This is a genomic window from Clostridium sp. AM29-11AC (genome assembly GCF_003480545.1).
Lineage (GTDB): Bacteria > Bacillota > Clostridia > Lachnospirales > Lachnospiraceae > Otoolea > Otoolea saccharolyticum_A.
The window spans coordinates 112355-128948 of record NZ_QUJI01000005.1; the positions used below are offsets into that span (position 1 = coordinate 112355).

The following is a 16594-nucleotide window of genomic DNA, read 5'->3' on the forward strand; positions in this document are numbered from 1 at the left end:
TTAGATAATCAGCTCCATATCTTCAAGAACTTTTTCATGTTCAAATCCGCTGATACTTGTATAGATTCTTGTGGTTTCCACACTGCTGTGTCCCAGAATGTCTGCCAGATAGACAATATCGTGATTATTTTTATAGTAAATTCTTGCAAACAGATGGCGGAGGTTGTGGGGAAATATTTTCTTTTCGTTAATCCCTGCTGTTTTGCAGAGGATTTTCATCTCTGACCAGATATTGCTCCTGTCAACAGGCTTTCCTCCTCTTGTGACAAAAACAGGTCCTGAATAAATCTGATTTTCCCTGCAGTATATTTCCATTTTCTCCCTCAGCCTTTTTGGAAGAATAACTACTCTCGTCTTTCCCTTTAAGTTTACAGCTGCCCGCCCTGAACTGACTGCTTCTCTGGTAATGCAGACCAGCTCGCTGATGCGGATTCCGGTGGCTCCCAGCGTCTGGAGGATTAGGCTCAGCCTGCTTTTTCCCATCCGCTCTGCCTCTTCCACCAGCCGAATATACTCCTCCCGCTGGATCTCTCTCTCCGGATCACTGACCATGGCCCGCTGAAATTTGAATACCTTTACTCTCAGCTCTTCCAGCCCCATAAAGCTTAAAAAGCCGTTGACTGCAATAATCATGGAATTGGCGCTGCTTATCTGGTACTTTGGAATCAGCTGCCGCTTGTAAAGGAGCACTGCTTCCCGGTCAATGATTTTTTCTTCTGGCAAAAACTGATAAAAATTACGGATATCTCTCAGATATTTTTCAATGGTTGACGGACTTTTTTCTGATTCCATCAGATAAATGCGGTAGGCTTCCATTTTAGCTTCTGTCATTTTCATTTTTTTCATTGCAATTTTCTCCGTTTCTTGAAATTTTTTCCAAATTACTATACCATATCAATTATTGGATATATTTCAATAATTAGCTTTCTTTTATACCTTTTTCAAAAATACACAGAAAAAATCAAAAAATTAGCATAAAAAATCAGCCGCCCGGTCTTTTCATAACCGAAGCGGCTGACTGCCTTCCTTCTGTCTTGTTTTATTCTTTTTTATCTTTCTGTCTTCCTTTTATTTTCCTTTCATACCCGCGATCTGCTTCAGAAGGTCCACATCCTCTGGAAGTATCTTCATATTTGCTGTCATTTCTTTTCCCTCAGAGGTTTTGATGGTAAGCTCCAGAACGGTTCCTGCGCAGAAGGCTCCCGTTTCCGAGGCCTTCTTAAAAAACATCGGTATCTTTGGATGTCTATCCCGAAAGCCGGCCCACATTCCGGCAAATTTCATCATATCCATTGGATTCATCTGTTATCTCCCCTTTTCTATGAGTCTTTTATAGTTTTCTGAAGAAGCACGGATCAGCGTTTCCCGTTCGATTCCTCTCAGGCGGCAGATATGGTCGATCACATGTGTGATATATTTCGGCTCATTCTCTCTGTCCTGAACAGGAGCCGGCGTCAGAGAAGGAGCATCTGTTTCTATCAGAATCCTGTCCATGGGAACCTCTCTCACCGCTCTCTGTGTTTCCTCATCCTCCAGCTCAAAGGTAATATTTCCCGAAAAAGAAATGTACATTCCCATATCCAGGAAATCTCCCATAGCCCGGTATCCTCCGCTGTAGCAGTGCATGATTCCCGGAACACGCAGATATTCTTTCATATAGCTTCGGGTGTCCTCCGTAGCCAGCCGCATATGAATGGAAACCGGCTTTCCCAGCTCATTGGCCAGGCGCATCTGGCGAATGAAGGCCTGCTTCTGCATCTCCTTCGGGACGGGATTCTCATAGGGGTAATAATCCATTCCTATCTCCCCCACCACTTTGATCTGAGGGCTTCGTATAAGCTGTTCCATCTCTTCCCAGTCTCTGTCTGTCACCTTCAGGATATCATTTGGATAAAAGGCTGCTGCCACATCAAACATGGGATCTCCTTCTGCCATTCTGATGGCCTTTCTGGCCTCCTCCACCTCGGTGCAGACAATGAGGATCTTCTCAATTCCGGCTTTTCTGGCCTCCCTCACCACTTCCTCCCATCTGGGAAAAAGCTGTCTCGAACACAGGTGCGCGTGACTGTCTGTAATCCCCGGCTGCTTTGCGGTATTTCCGGTTTTTCCGGTTTTTCCTTCCTCCATCCATCTCTCAGACTGCTTCATCTGTCTGTACCTCCCTTGTCCGCAGTTGAAGACCTTCTGTAAAGTTTTCCGGTCTCTTAACTGCTCTTCCTGATTTGTATTTTTTCCCTGTCTATCAGTATACCAGAACTCCTCTGTTTCGCAAAGTATCTGATGTTTCTTGATTCTTCTGTAAAAACCAATTATACTGGAACCAGAACCTGTTCTTTCCTCCCAGGACAGCTTTTTCCTGGAGGAATGAATCAGAAGATCCTAAGACAAGCAAGGAGGTTTTCTTTTATGATCTATGAAATCACCAACAATGGTATCTCTGCCCGGGTGGACAGTCTGGGGGCACAGCTCATCTCTTTTATGGACGAGCAGGGCACAGAATATATCTGGCAGCGAAATCCTAAGGTCTGGTCCAGCTGCTCCCCTCTCCTCTTCCCCATTATCGGAAACCTCAGAGACGGAAAAACGATTATCGGGGGAAAGGTATGGGAGATGCCCAAGCATGGCTTTACGAGAAATACTCAGTTTCATCTTTTAAACCGCACAGAATCCTCCGTCACGCTGGGCATGTCTGATTCAGACTTCCCGGTGGACTCGTTTCCCTTTGCCTTCGAGTTTTCCATCACCTACTCCCTGGACGGAAAGACTCTCACCTTTTTCACTGAAATCAGAAATCCGGCAGACCGGGAACTTCCCTTCTGCTACGGACTTCACCCTGCCATCCGATGTCCGCTCTTTGCAGGCGAGTCCTTTGATGACTATGTCATCCGCTTTGGAAGGCCCCAGCTTCGTGGATACAGAGCTTATGACCTTGAAAAGCTCCAGTTTGACAAAAACTCCGAGCACCCCTTCCCCGGAAGTGGGACAGATATTTCCCTGAGTCATTCCCTGTTTTCTGAGGATGCACTCTGGTTTGACCGGCCTGACAGCCACGAGGTGTCCATCATAAATCCGCGATCAGGCCGCGGCATCCATGCTCACTTTGAGGATTTTGCCACCGTAGCATTCTGGACCAAGCCGGTGCCGGAAGCTGAATATATCTGCATCGAGCCCTGGAACGGCTCCTCTGCCTGCTCAGACGAGGATGACGAGTTCCTTCACAAGAATCACCTTCGCATCCTCAAAAAAGGAGAACAGGCTTCCTACAGGCTGAGCCTTGAGATACTGCAGGAGTACGGCCGTACATATCCTGTCGGCTAAACAGTCCTGATTTTTCAGAATGCTCAGACGAATACATACACAGATATTATAATAAACAGCACCTGCAGCACTATCATGCCCCCAAACAGAGGGGTCATAAATTTATACCACTTACTGATCGGAATTCCCATCAGTCCGCATTCCAGGGCACAGGCCGTTGGCCAGAACATGTCGGAAAATCCGTCTCCGAACATGTATGCCAGAACAGCCGTCTGACGGCTGACTCCCACCAGATCGGCCACCGGAGCCATAATAGGCATCGTGATTGCAGCCTGGCTGGAGGAACCGGTAATAAAAAAATTGATAACATTCTGAATCATCAGCATCCCTACCGAGGAAACCACCCGGCTCTGTCCGCTCAGAAGCTGTGACAGATAGAAGACTACCGTATCTGCAATCCTGGCATCCTGCATGACCAGCAGGATGCCTCTGGTAAATCCCACCACCAGCACGGAGGAAATCATTCCCTTGGTGGATTCGATAAAGGTTCTGCAGATCCTCGTAGCCCCATATCCCCCGACGATTCCCGTAAAAATCATCATCATCAGGAACATGGCTGCAATCTCATTGATCCCCCAGTCAAGCTGTGTAGTTCCATAGAGCAGCATTCCAAGCGCGCCCAGAAACATGAGAATACAAATCCACTGCCGCACCGTCATGGGCTCTTCCCTCCGCTCATAGGCAGGAAGGATATCTGTCTTCTCCCCCCAGAGCACCGATTTTTCGGGATTTTTCTTAATTCTGTCTGCATACCACATAACGTATAAGATAGCTGCAGTCTGAAACACCACAAAGACTGCTGCGTGGAACAAAAGCCCGGAGAACATCGGAACCCCGGCAATGCTCTGGGCAATTCCCACAGAAAAAGGATTCAGAGTGGCTGCCGCAAAGCCTGTGGCCACCCCCACAAACACGATGGCGCCTCCCACAATCACGTCGTATCCCAGAGCCACCGCAATCCCGGCAAACACGGGAACCAGTCCGTAAACCTCCTCAAATATCCCCATGGTGGAGCCGAGCACCCCAAATGCCGTCATTCCCACAGGAATAATTAAAAAGGTTCTCCTCCCCAGCATCCGAATCAGACCATTGATCAGGGCATTTAATGTCCCATTGTCAATCAGCATGTATACATAGCCGTAGGCAAAGATAATCAGAAACAGTATATCCGCTGCATCCACATACCCTCTCTGCAGGGCCAGGAAAATCCCAAACAGTCCCGGCCGCTTTCCCTCCACATAGTGAAAGGATCCGGCCTCCACAATCTCTCTTGCGCTTGCCGGATCGAGTATCCTCGTATACTCACCCGCCGGAATGATATAGGTAAGTCCCACCACCACAAGAAGGATCATTGTCAAAATAACATAAGTGTGAGGCATCCTGATATTCTGAAGCCTTGTTTTCATCGAACCCATATGCGTCCGTTCCCCCATTTCCTTCTTTTGTCTTTGAGCTGCCCTCTCTCCTTTTTACAACGGCCGCAAAGCGTGTCCCCGGACAGTCTCACCCTGTCCAGGGGCACGCTCCCTGTATGCCTTTTATCTTTCTTCGCTCCCTGCAGCTCTTTTTCCCATAATAAAGACAGATTCGGCCTTTGTATCAAATGCAAAGGGCCTTCCGGACCAGATAACCAGATCTGCATCCTTTCCAGGCTTTATTTCGCCCTTTCTCTCCCCGATTCCCAGAACCTCCGCCGGATTTTTCGTGATGGCCTTAAGTCCCTCTGTCTCGTCCATACCGGCTCGCACGGCCTGGGCTGCATAGACTGGAAGATAATAGACAGGAGTCACATCGTGATCTGCTGTTATGCAGACCTTAAACCCGGCCCGGCTCATAATCCCGGCTGTCTCAAACCCCTTCGCCATACACTCCAGCTTGGACCTGGGATTGATGGTTGGCCCCAGAATAACCGGATAGTCAAACTGCTTCAGATAGTCTAACACAGAAACTCCGTCTGTGCAGTGTACAATCACCAGCTTCAGATCGTATTCCCTGGCAATCCTGACTGCCGTACAGATGTCATCTGCCCGGTGTGCATGGGCATGGAGAGGAATCTTTCTCTCAAGCAGAGGCAGCATATGTTCCATTCCTATATCTGTTCTGAAATGGGAACCGGCTTTTATTGACTCCTCCTTTCTGCGGCGGTATTCCAAGGCGTCTTCAATACATTTCCTGAGAAGCCAGGCATTTCCCATCCGTGACTTAAAACCGTATCCCGCATTTTTCGGATTCTCCCCAAAGCTGCATTTGACTGCGGCCTTCCCCATCAGCAGCATCTGGTCAGCCACCGTGCCGGAGAGGCTTATAACGCTGCACATTCCTCCGATGACGCTGTCACTTCCCGGACAGACACAGACTGAGGTCACACCTGCCTTCACCGCTGATTTTACCGCCAGGTCAAAGGGATTGATGGCATCCAGCGTGTCAAGGTAGGGCATCACGGCGTCGCTGTAGTCATTGCAGTCGTCGCCCACAGCTCCCATTCCCTCCTCACTGATGCAGATATGGCTGTGAGCGTCTATCAGGCCGGGAGTTACATATTTTCCTGATGCCTCCACCATTTCCTCCCCCTCATCCGGGATAATCTGCTCTGCAACCTCTGTTATTTTCCCGTCTCTGATGCGGATGTCCCTGTTTAAAAATCCGCCCTCCTCAAACAGCAGAACCTGTCCGTTTTTAATAACCATTCTTTTTGCCTCCTCTTAACAGTATCCAATGGCAACTGCGATTGTCATAAACACAAACTCCAGCACCAGCACCAGCCCAAACAGCGGCGTGACAAATTTATACCACTTGTTAATGGGTACGCCCATCAGACCGCAGCCCAGAGCGCAGGAGGTCGGCCAGAACATTTCTGCAAAGCCGTTTCCAAACTGGTAAGCCAGGACTGCTATCTGCTTGCTGAGCCCGATCAGCTCAGCCGTCGGCGCCATGATCGGCATGGTGATCGTGGCCTGGCTGGAGGAGCCTGTGATGAAAAATTTAATAATATTCTGCAGGATCAGCATTCCGTAGGCAGAAACATATTTGCTGGCACCGGAAAGCAGATTGACCAGGTAGTAGACGATGGTGTCTGAAATCATGCCATCCTTCATAATCAGAAGGATCCCTCTGGTAAATCCCACAATCAGCATGGAGGATACCATAGACTTCGTAGACTCAATAAAAGTCTTGCAGATTTCCGTAGCTGAATACCCGCTGACAATTCCCACGAAGATCATCATCATCAGAAACATGGCTGCAATCTCGTTGATGCCCCAGCCAGCCTGGGTGATTCCATAGAGAAGTCCGCACAGCGTCCCCAGAAAGAGGAGCAGGCACAGCTTCTGCCTTGTATTCATCCTTGCACCCGTCAGCTCCTCCAGACTCTTTCTCTGAGCAAAGTCTGTTTCCACCCCGTACATAACAGATTTCGTCGGATCGGCCTTTACTTTGCGGGCGTAATGCATGATATAAAGAATCGCCAGCAGCTCAAAGGCAATCAGGACGGCGATCCTTAGGCCAAGTCCCGAATAGAGGGGCACTCCTGCCACATCCTGGGCAATTCCGACCGTATAGGGATTAAAGGTTCCCGACGCATACCCGATAGCCACGCCCAGGTAGACAATCGCGCCTCCCACCACCATATCATACCCCAGAGCTACCGCAATCCCCACAAAGACGGGAAACAGACCGTAAACCTCCTCGAAAATTCCCATGGTAGAGCTTAAAAGTCCCAGCACAATCATGGTAATCGGAATCATCAGCTGTATCTTTTTCCCCACCAGCCTGACCAGGGTTCCCAGGGCGGCGTCCATGGTTCCGTTCTTCACCAGCATATACACAAATCCGTAGGCAAAGATAATCAGAAACATAATATCCGCCGCATCCACATACCCTCTCTGCAGGGCCAGGAAAATGTCAAAAAAGCCCGGCGCCTCAATGTCCACAAACTCAAAGCTGTCCGGCACCACAACCGTTGTCCCGCTGACCGGATCCTCCACCCTCTGATACTGTCCGGCCGGGATAATATGGGTGAGAATCGTCATAATCACAAGAATCGTGATCAGGATGACATACGTATGCGGCATCTTGACATTCTCAAACCATTTTTTCTTCTTGGCAGCTCCGCTCATACCTTCATTCCTCCTCTGTTCATATTCAGATGTTTCATTTATTTGAATTATAAAGCTTCAAGTAACTTGAGAGTCAATAGCCATCTGCAGCCGCAGCACAGGAATTCACAAAACCCCTGTGTAATCCGTTGGCGGATATGGTATAATGACCGCAGAGCGGTTATTATACCTGCGCATACCGGTTTCAGCATTTACTGCTGAAAGCCGGGCGCTAAATTCCGCCGGAGGCTGCCATATCCGGAGGATATGGTATAATAGCGAGGAAGCTGTCATTATACCTGCGCATCTGCGCTGTCTGAAAGGAACCGAGACAATACTATGGAAAAATACTTATCTATCGGAGAGGTGTCCCGTCTGTTAGACATACCGGAGCATACACTCAGGTACTGGCAGGATGCCGGCATCTTTTCCGTTTACCAGGAATTGAACAACTACAGAAAATATACCATTGCGGATCTGCTGAACATTGCAGAGATCGCCTTTTACCGAAAAATCGGCATTCCTGTGCGTGAGATGGAGCATTTCAGCCATTTCAGCCTGGAGGATTACAGCAAGGTACTGACAGGCGTGGGGGAACAGCTGGAAAAGCAGATGCAGAGCCTTGAATCCATGCAGCGGGCGGTGGAGCTGAAACAGAAGCACATAGGGGAAATCGAGTTTCTGAAAAAAGTGGATTTTTCCATGGAACGTATTCCATTTTCCTCTGTGACACGTTTTCAGTACAGCGATCGGGACAAGCTGGTTCGCTATACCCAGAATCCCTCTCTCTATGTGCGCCTGATCGACACGGAGTATCCAGACAGGGAAGTTCGCGGTATGATTGCCGATGGACTGCCCTGCCAGGGAGAACTGATCTGGAAAAAGACAGAGGACCGCGAGTACGCCGCCTTTTTGATTGAGGAGCTTCCAGATGAGGGCTATGCCAGCAATCTGCTGGAAAAACTCATCCCTATCCGAAGTCTTGGAAAAACCGGCATTATTCTGGCTAATTTTCTCATGAGTGAAATACAGGACGGAAGAAAGGTCGACTATCTGAAAGGATATGCGGAGATTATCCGCCAATGATTCACTGGCTTGATACCTCTGAACAGAAAACAGCCGCCTGAAACAGAAGGCAATCCTCTTTGATATGCTCCTCCTCTGTTTTAGTCGGCTGTTTTTCACAGTTTTTTTATTATTATAGTTTCTGTTATTCTTTCCCTGTTTAACTTTATTTCCTGCTTTTTTCTCTGCTGCTTTTTCTTCCAGCCTTTCCCTGTTTCCGAAAATTTACAGGGCTGTAAAATCAGCTTCCGGCCCGCTTAGCTTACCCTGTTTCCCTGACTCAGACAGCCTTTCAGCGCATTGATAAAACCAGAAATATTGATGCTCACTGAGCTGACTGCATCCGTTGCATAGCCCTCGCTGTCGGACAGCCCCTCTACGGACTGATTCTCCAGCACGTATTTGGCCAGGGTGTCCGCCTGCTCGTACCAGAGGGGGCCATCCTCCGTCATTTGGTACTGACCGTCCATGGAAAGCTGGCGTTTTCCGGTTCCATCCTCCCCCACTGAATCCCAGACCAGGGCCGCGATGGCATGGTCCTTCACGGTCAGGTCAATGCGGTCACTCATCCCGCTGTCATCCTTTTTCGGGCTTGTATAGCTGTATGTTCCATCCTCTGCCCCTGCAAGCAGCTCTTCCAGAGAGGCAAAGGACAGATCTCCGGAGGCGGCCATCAGACATTTTTTCACAGCGTCCACAAAACCGCCCGGGTAGATGCTCACAGATGCCAGGGCGTCTGTGACCCCTGCGCCTTCCACAACCCCTTCCGTGGACTGGTTTTCAACAACATACTGAGCCAGGGTGTCTGCCTGCTCGTGCCAGAGGGGGCCGTTTTCTGTCATCACATACTGGCCCCTCAGGGACTGTTCCCGTTTTCCGCTTCCGTCCATTGCCACTGCGTCCCAGGAGAGAGCCGTGAGCGTGCCCTTTTCAACTGTCACCCGGATCTCATTAAAGTGGCCGGAGCCGTCATCTGCGGTATCCCGGTAGATGTAATCTCCATCCGGCACAGACGGAAGAATTTCTGACAGCTCCGGAAGGCCCCTGGCCTCCTTCTCGCTCCTGAATTCTGCCTCAAACAGCTTCGCTGCCTCTGTCCCCTCTCTGGCTGCCTGCTCCAGACACTGTCCGACTGCTTTCTTGACTGCGTTGCTGGTCATCGTGGCTCCGGATACACTGTCCACGCTGAAAGAGTTAGCTCTCCACATCTCGTTTGAGAGCTGAACCGCAACGGCCTTTCCGATTTCTGGCGTCTCTTCCGGCGCTGAGATACGGACATCCTCAATGGCGTAGTCTGAAACGGTCAGTCTGACTGTCACAGGGCCTCCATAGCCCCGGCTTGTCCCCTCATACGTACCTGCATAGTAAACCGGGGTTTCGGACACTTCCCTGTTCCTTCCGGCAACTGCCTTGTAGAGCGGCCCGGAACCGGCTGCCAGCAGACCAGACAGAATTATCATCACGCCTGCCCCTGCAGCTTTGGAGAGGACAGCGCTTCTTTCATTTTGCTTCATTTCTGAATCACCTTTCTCGTTATCTTTCTGTATTTCATTTGAGCCAAAAAACAGTATACAAAAATATCTTCTGCACTGCAACAGAAATTTATACAATCTATAAGCATGCAATTATATCACAACTGCATAAGGGATAATCTATCTCCTGCCGCCTGAAGAGCCCAGCCGGCTTCTTTCTGCCCTGCTCTGACCTCTGCACAGAAATCAGTGTCCTGAGGCAATCCCGATGCCCTTCTGTACAGCAGTTAAAGCCTCAGGTGCTTTCAATTGACAGAATCCCAACCGTCCGATAAAATACCCATTGAGCAGTAAAAGATCTGAAACAGGCAGACGTACTATATTTTAAAGGAAGATAACAGGAGGCTAAAATGATGATGAAAAAGTTTTTATCTGCCGCTTTGATACTGTGTATGCCGCTTTCCATGACCGTTTCCGCACAGACTGCAGGAAACCAGGAGGACGGCGATGCTGTGCAGGAGGTGATTATCTATCACACAAATGATACCCACGGCTATCTCAGCGGTGACGGGGAAGAGATTGTTGGCATTGCTCTGGCGGCAGGGCTGAAGGAAAGTACCCCGAATTCTATTCTGGTAGACGCCGGCGATGCAACTCAGGGACTCCCTCTGGCCTCCCTGACAAAAGGAGCAGATGTAATAGAACTCATGAACCTGGCCGGCTACGATCTGATGGCACCGGGAAACCATGAATTTGACTTTGGAACAGAAACCTTTCTGTCCAATGCGCAGAAGGCGGATTTTCCTGTCCTGGCAGCCAATATATACCGAAATGGCAGTCCCCTTCTTAAGGATGTGCAGGAGGACAGTAGCGGCTGCCATGCAGTTCTTGAACAGAATGGGGTTCGGATTGGCTTTTTCGGTCTGACTACGGCAGATACCGCCAGCTCCACCAACCCGGCTGGAATCAAGGATCTGGAATTCAGGGATGAGATAGAGACTGCGAAAACAGAGATCAATCATCTGGAAGAGGAGGGGGCAGACGTGATCGTCGCCATGTGTCATATGGGAAATATGGACGCCTCCTGTACCAGCGCAGATTTGGCAGACGCGATGACCGGGGAGTACCAGGATAAAATTGACATAATCATTGACGGACACAGCCATACAGTAGAAAATGAAGAGACAAACGGCATCCTGATCGTCCAGACCGGCTCCGGAATGGCAGGTATCGGAAAGCTGACCCTGGAAGTCCGCGGCGATGAAGTATCTGCTTCAGAAGAACTGTTGGGACCCGCTGATTTGGCAGACATCGTCCCTGATGCTGCGGTCGCTGAGCGGCTTAAGCAAATCGAGTCCTCCCAGTCCGATCTTCTCGGAGAAACGGTAGGCACCACAGAAACCACACTCTGGGCCGGACAGGTTGGTATGGTTGCGCTGACCCGTCTGGTTGAAACAAATTACGGTGACTTTACGGCAGATGCTTTCCGCAGCGCTGCAGAAACCTATCTGCAGACCCTGGGAACAGATACTGATCTGCCGGTGATTGCAGTGGAAAACGGCGGCGGCATCCGCGCCATGTCCCCCAACGGAGACATTACCATGGGCGATCTGATTTCAGCCTTCCCGTTTTCCAATACCATTTACCTTAAAAAGGTCACACCTGCGATCCTCTACGAGGTGATGGAGGTTTCCGGTACGGCTCTGGACGGACAGGATAAGGAAAACGGAATGCTTCTTCAGCAGACGAATTCCGGCGGCTTTCTCCAGATCTCCGGCTTCACGACAGTCTTTAATCCGGATGGGGAAGAGGGACAGAAGGTAGTTTCCATCACGCTGGACGGGCAGACAGAGCCGCTGGATCGGGAAGATACCACTACAGAGATCATGATGGCCAGCAACAATTACATTATGAGCGGCGGAAACGACTATACCATGCTGGCAGACCTTCCCAAATACGGAGAGGCCGGGGGAGAGCTTGAAACCGTACAGACCTATCTGGAAAGCTGTATGAAGGACGGAGTGCTGCAGGGATATGCAGGAACCGGAAACAGAATTCAGATGAGAGGCGACGGGTATGAGCCAAAGGACTATACCGCTTCTATCCTGATTGCAGACCAGTCCGGAGAACCGCTGGCCGGCCAGGAGCTGTCATACCGGGTAGATGGAGGTCAGCGGCAGAACGGCATCACAGATGAAAACGGAATCCTGCAGATTACTCTTTCAGACGGGGCTCACGGAGTCCGGCTGGCAGATACACAGCAGGAAATCTATGTAGACAATTATTCCGGATTCGGAATTACCGTAGATGAATTCCGGGAGCAGCCGGTTTTAACCTTCCTGTCAGACGGAAGCTGCGATCCGGTTGATGAGGAAAGAGGCGAAACCACAGAATCCCAAAGCAGCGAAGAGACAGAAAGCGCAGAGGCCGCGGACAGCACCGCTCCGGCTGCACAGCCTGAAAACAGCTTCCCTGTAGTTCCTGTGGCAGTAGTTGTAATCGCCGCTGCAGCCGCAGCTGCAGTATGGAAAAAGCGGCAGAATAAGAAATAATCCATCCTTACCTTGGGCTGTAAACAGCCGGATGGTAAGGGGAGTGCCGCAAAATCATTAATACCAGATAATTGAGCGGCACTTCTGCTCGTTACAGCCAAAAATCCGGCGTCTTCTCTGTTTTCAGAGCAGGATGCCGGATTTTTGCCGTACTTTAATAGGACCTCTCGGTTTTGTACTTTTTCTATGTATTTTTCTATGTACTTTTTACCTCAAAGAATCTAAATATGCAAGAAGGAGTATCACAAATTATCAATTAGCCGATACTCCCTCATAAGTATTCATTTATAAATTATCACTATATAATAATTCACGAAAATCAGTTAAACTTTTATAATACTATTTTTCAATTTAAAATTTCATTTTTGGACTATTTTTCATACAATTTATCATATGGGATTTTACCTTTGCTTATGATATAGTAAATTATCGTAATTGGCAATATTATAAAAAAAATCAGTCTAAACAAGCCATGTGTAATACAATAAAGCATTCTTTTTTCCGGCTTATAGTTCTCCTCTTTTAAACCTGCATTTTTTCCCTATACTAATTCCATTGTAAAAATAATCTGCTGTAAAATTATACGCTAAATACAAGAGCACCCAGGAAAATTGGAAAAAATAGAGACCAAATCCATTTGATGGAATGGTGAAAGGGATTGTGTAAAAGTAGAAAAAAACTACTAATATGGTTACATCAATAAACATTGCAAAAAAACGTTTCACTCTTATCCACCCCTACTATTATATACCTACTTCTCTTCTAGGTATTATGTTGACATTTCAATAGCCAAAGCTCTTTTTTATATCTGAATCATTATTTCATCGCCCTCTGCCTATAACAGCGCAGATTCAGTCAGAGTCGTTTTTTGTATTTGCGCCATCAGTATATTACCTGATTCCAGACATTTCTCATAGGACCGTGGGTACCAAAGCAGTTCATACTTCCTCTCTCTTTTAAGGTTGTCTGTAATAAAGCCATCCCTTACGTTTCCCATTCAAGGGTCGAATCATAAGTCCTTTAATCTCTTTCATCATATATTTTTCGTCCAAAATTGCAAACGGATGCATTTTTGGTGCTTTTCCCTGTTTCATTTCTGCAGGACCTGCCGACGCATCATCGCCTTCCAGGCCTGTCTGAATCGAACGAATATAAGAAAATTCCCATATTCGTTTTGCCAACTCCATCAGAATTTTCTCGTGTTCCTTTTCAAGGACTCCGCCGCCTTCATGCGTCAGTACCTCATCTTCTGGTATGATAAGCTCATATGTAAAACAGCCCTTTTCCGGATATTGGTTCATCCAAAATCCCCTCACCTCTGAATATCCGTGAAAAGAATACAGTACCTGCTTATAATCATGAAAATAATGTTCCGTAAAGCCCAGTTGAAAATCCTTTTCTAATTTCATTTGATTCCATTGAATGATCTCAATTCGGGAATTTCCATCCGCCTCCCAATAGCCGGACAAATACTGCATCCCCGCCTGTTCCAAAGCCTCGAAAAAATCTTTCACAAAATCAGAATACAGACTCTTTCTTTCAAATTGCAGTGATAAATTAAAATATGCAGGCATCTTATCCTCCTACCAGTCTTTCCGTATCTATTCTACCTTTTTCGAACTCATTGCTTATTTCCATAGAACATATATTCAAGATGTAATATGGACTATCATAATCTTCGCTCACAGACCAAACATTTTCTTTTTTTAACGCAAATTTTTCGTTTGCCCTTTTTACTAACGCTCATATTATGCCCCTCCAACTTTCGATTTGTCGCTCCGCTAACTTTCCCGATTACTCCCGTCTCATATACAGAAGCGGATAGGGACCGCCCTGTTCATCTGTATCTGTCCGTTTATAAACCTGAAATCCCATGTGTTCATAAAATCTCTTCGCCTGAGGGTTCTGTTCATTGACTGTCAATTCGCTGATAGAGTATTTCTCCACCGCATACATGATCAGGGCTTTTCCTACACCTTTTCCACGCTCTGAATCGGAAACAAAAAGCATTTCCAGCCTCTGTTCATCAATATATCTATGAATACTTTCTGTCACCAGCCCTTCTGATTCAACTTTTGTTCCATCTGTAACAATCTGCAGCAGGCGGAATACATCGTATTTATGCTTCTTTAAATCCTTCTCGTTTACATGTTCTCCGGCTCTCTTTCTGTCTAAAAGATTAACCCATGCATACATTTTGAAGGGGATCAAATGTTCTGCTCCCAGAACCCCAATACCATCGACGACTCTTCGGCCAGCCATCATAAACTTATAAAGTCATCATTCAAAAGGATTGCTGATAAGCTGGAAGTATCATCATCGACATGAATCGGCACGATCCCCTCTTCTATTTCAAGATGATAGCCCGGATTTCTTGAAAATAGTTCGTTCATAGTTGGATAACCAAATTTCCCTTCTGCAAAACGATAAAAGTGCATATTTTCTTCATTCTTCCATCCGCACTTATAGCTGCCTTCCTTTATGTATTCCCAGAATATACTTGCAAATTCCGGGAAGTTATCTTCCATAATCAAAATCATGTCAATGTCTTTTGTCGCCCGAAACGGAAGGTCTGCCTCTGAAAGCAAAATATCACAGGCGGTTCCACCAATAATAGTGTAATAATCCGTATAATCTTTGAATTTTTCTCTAAAAGAACCTATCCCCGGTACCATTTATAATTCCTCCAACAGTTCTTCAATACTCATTTCTATTCTTTCGTCTTCGTTACCTTTGAATGTACATGCAAGTGAAACAGGATCAACACGCCCTTCTCTTGCAAAATAAGAAGGGTTGTATTTCCATAATTGTACCTTCAGACATTTGTCTGGGTCTTCCGATCTGGCATCCACAATTTCCAACTGATCCACAACTTCCTCACCCTTGTAGATTGCACGTACTTCCATTCTAGGCGGATTCAATTCTGACTCCTGACTAAGAGCAGTTTCTCCTGCGCTAAATGATTCAAAGGTTGCTTCATATCGCAAAACTGTTATTTCTTTTTGAACCGGGTTAATCAGATATGCTTTTGCATTCTCATAATACTCTTTGCGTGAGTAATTCCTCATAACAGTAATCTCTGTCCCAGATTTAATCTGTTGGATGAGCCCCATTTTCTCTAATTGAGCTGTTGCCCTTGTGATAGAGGTTTTCGTAAGATTTAGCTTATTTGCAACCTCACTTTTTAACAAAGATTCCTCATCATCCATATACAAAAGTTCCAGGAATACCATCTGCGTTGCAGGCATCATCTTATCTGCCTTAACAAACTGCTTACGATACACATCCAGCAATACAAGCCCCATAAATGGTAAGAATACATTTCCTGGCAAATCCACAAACGGAACTCCGTTTTTCACCAGAGCATTTCTCATGGACACGCTGTTTAGCACCACTTCATATGCCACAGGACACTGCAATGCTTTCTCATACTTTGCCTTCTGCTTTTTCATTGCGGCAACACTTAGCTCCGTTTCTTTCATAACATCTATAACGGCAAAGTTAACACCATATATTTCAACCATCGTAATATCACGCATAGTCATAAAAATCGGCAATGGCAATTTATTCTTGTATTCTGCTATTTTCACTTCGCAGCCAAAATACTGCTCTAATTGCTTTTTCATATGGCATCTCCTTGTAACATATTTTTGTATAAAATAACATATTTTATGTTATTTTTCAATACATTATGTTACTTTCTTGTAATCGGCTTGCTTTTTATACCTGTTTAACTCGATACAAAACTTTTGATTATATAGTGCACAAGATCAAGTTATAATATTATTTTATTTTCTGAAGTTCCATTTTTCTCAAAATACTTGTACGCTCTTTATATTCTGGCTCTTGCTTATAAATCGTTTTTGCTCTAAAATCTTCTGATTCTCTGTCCATTTTATCGCAAAAATCTGCATACACAATCTTCCGACCTATAACCAAAATCGCCGCAGATGATTACGTAGTCTTTCTTTCCCATCATATATTGCTCCAGGAATATCTCCGTGCTGAATCGGCGGTAGTCCCCGTGGCAATCTCCCGTAATGTAAATAGACATGGTGTCTCCCCACCTCTGTTTTTATATCTCGTATTTCAT

At 46.8% G+C, this 16594-nt stretch carries 14 protein-coding genes; 3 read left to right on the forward strand and 11 right to left on the reverse strand.

Annotation, left to right across the window (positions count from 1 at the left end; genetic code table 11):
• The 3 genes from DW757_RS05705 to DW757_RS05715 all read right to left on the reverse strand — a co-directional run bounded on the left by DW757_RS05705 (position 1) and on the right by DW757_RS05715 (position 2148).
• Positions 1-846, reverse strand: coding sequence for a tyrosine-type recombinase/integrase (locus tag DW757_RS05705; protein ID WP_015544011.1), 846 nt, complete (start codon positions 844-846; stop codon positions 1-3).
• 222 nt (positions 847-1068) lie between these two features.
• Positions 1069-1302, reverse strand: a complete 234-nt coding sequence (locus DW757_RS05710; RefSeq protein WP_087385104.1) for a hypothetical protein — start codon at positions 1300-1302, stop codon at positions 1069-1071.
• 3 nt (positions 1303-1305) lie between these two features.
• Positions 1306-2148: a TatD family hydrolase gene (locus DW757_RS05715; RefSeq protein WP_182433258.1), complete on the reverse strand. Its 843-nt coding sequence runs from the start codon at positions 2146-2148 to the stop codon at positions 1306-1308.
• A gap of 258 nt (positions 2149-2406) precedes the next feature.
• On the opposite strand from DW757_RS05715, the gene DW757_RS05720 reads away from it, so the two are divergent.
• Positions 2407-3318, forward strand: coding sequence for an aldose 1-epimerase family protein (locus DW757_RS05720; RefSeq protein WP_118751219.1), 912 nt, complete (start codon positions 2407-2409; stop codon positions 3316-3318).
• Positions 3319-3341: 23 nt separating this feature from the next.
• On the opposite strand, the gene DW757_RS05725 is transcribed toward DW757_RS05720, so the two are convergent.
• The 3 genes from DW757_RS05725 to DW757_RS05735 all read right to left on the reverse strand — a co-directional run bounded on the left by DW757_RS05725 (position 3342) and on the right by DW757_RS05735 (position 7433).
• Entirely contained in the window at positions 3342-4733 is a 1392-nt protein-coding gene (locus DW757_RS05725; protein WP_083794781.1) for a TIGR00366 family protein, read from the reverse strand.
• 123 nt (positions 4734-4856) lie between these two features.
• On the reverse strand, positions 4857-6005 hold the full coding sequence (locus DW757_RS05730) for an amidohydrolase family protein (RefSeq protein WP_015544160.1): 1149 nt from the start codon (positions 6003-6005) through the stop codon (positions 4857-4859).
• Between the two features lie 15 nt (positions 6006-6020).
• The gene (locus tag DW757_RS05735; RefSeq protein WP_021966343.1) at positions 6021-7433 is read right to left on the reverse strand and encodes a YfcC family protein; all 1413 of its coding nucleotides are present in this window, start codon (positions 7431-7433) and stop codon (positions 6021-6023) included.
• Positions 7434-7751: 318 nt separating this feature from the next.
• Between DW757_RS05735 and DW757_RS05740 the strand changes: the two genes are divergently transcribed.
• Positions 7752-8498, forward strand: coding sequence for a MerR family transcriptional regulator (locus tag DW757_RS05740; protein ID WP_118751220.1), 747 nt, complete (start codon positions 7752-7754; stop codon positions 8496-8498).
• 236 nt (positions 8499-8734) lie between these two features.
• On the opposite strand, the gene DW757_RS05745 is transcribed toward DW757_RS05740, so the two are convergent.
• Positions 8735-9991, reverse strand: coding sequence for an FMN-binding protein (locus DW757_RS05745; protein WP_243033412.1), 1257 nt, complete (start codon positions 9989-9991; stop codon positions 8735-8737).
• A gap of 368 nt (positions 9992-10359) precedes the next feature.
• On the opposite strand from DW757_RS05745, the gene DW757_RS05750 reads away from it, so the two are divergent.
• Positions 10360-12501 carry a 5'-nucleotidase C-terminal domain-containing protein gene (locus DW757_RS05750; protein ID WP_118751221.1) on the forward strand — a complete coding sequence of 714 codons (2142 nt, stop codon included), beginning with the start codon at positions 10360-10362 and terminating at the stop codon, positions 12499-12501.
• A 956-nt stretch (positions 12502-13457) separates the two neighbouring features.
• Here DW757_RS05750 and DW757_RS05755 read toward each other — a convergent pair.
• From DW757_RS05755 to DW757_RS05770, 4 genes are all read right to left on the reverse strand, one after another.
• Positions 13458-14075 carry a hypothetical protein gene (locus DW757_RS05755; protein WP_118751222.1) on the reverse strand — a complete coding sequence of 206 codons (618 nt, stop codon included), beginning with the start codon at positions 14073-14075 and terminating at the stop codon, positions 13458-13460.
• A gap of 220 nt (positions 14076-14295) precedes the next feature.
• Positions 14296-14712 (reverse strand): GNAT family N-acetyltransferase, encoded by a 417-nt coding sequence (locus DW757_RS17335; protein ID WP_243033415.1) that lies wholly within the window; start codon positions 14710-14712, stop codon positions 14296-14298.
• Positions 14713-14762: 50 nt separating this feature from the next.
• Complete coding sequence (locus tag DW757_RS17595) at positions 14763-15176, reverse strand: hypothetical protein (protein ID WP_118751223.1); 414 nt, start codon at positions 15174-15176, stop codon at positions 14763-14765.
• Positions 15177-16127, reverse strand: a complete 951-nt coding sequence (locus DW757_RS05770) for a hypothetical protein (protein ID WP_087383866.1) — start codon at positions 16125-16127, stop codon at positions 15177-15179.
• Between the last annotated feature and the right edge of the window lie 467 nt (positions 16128-16594).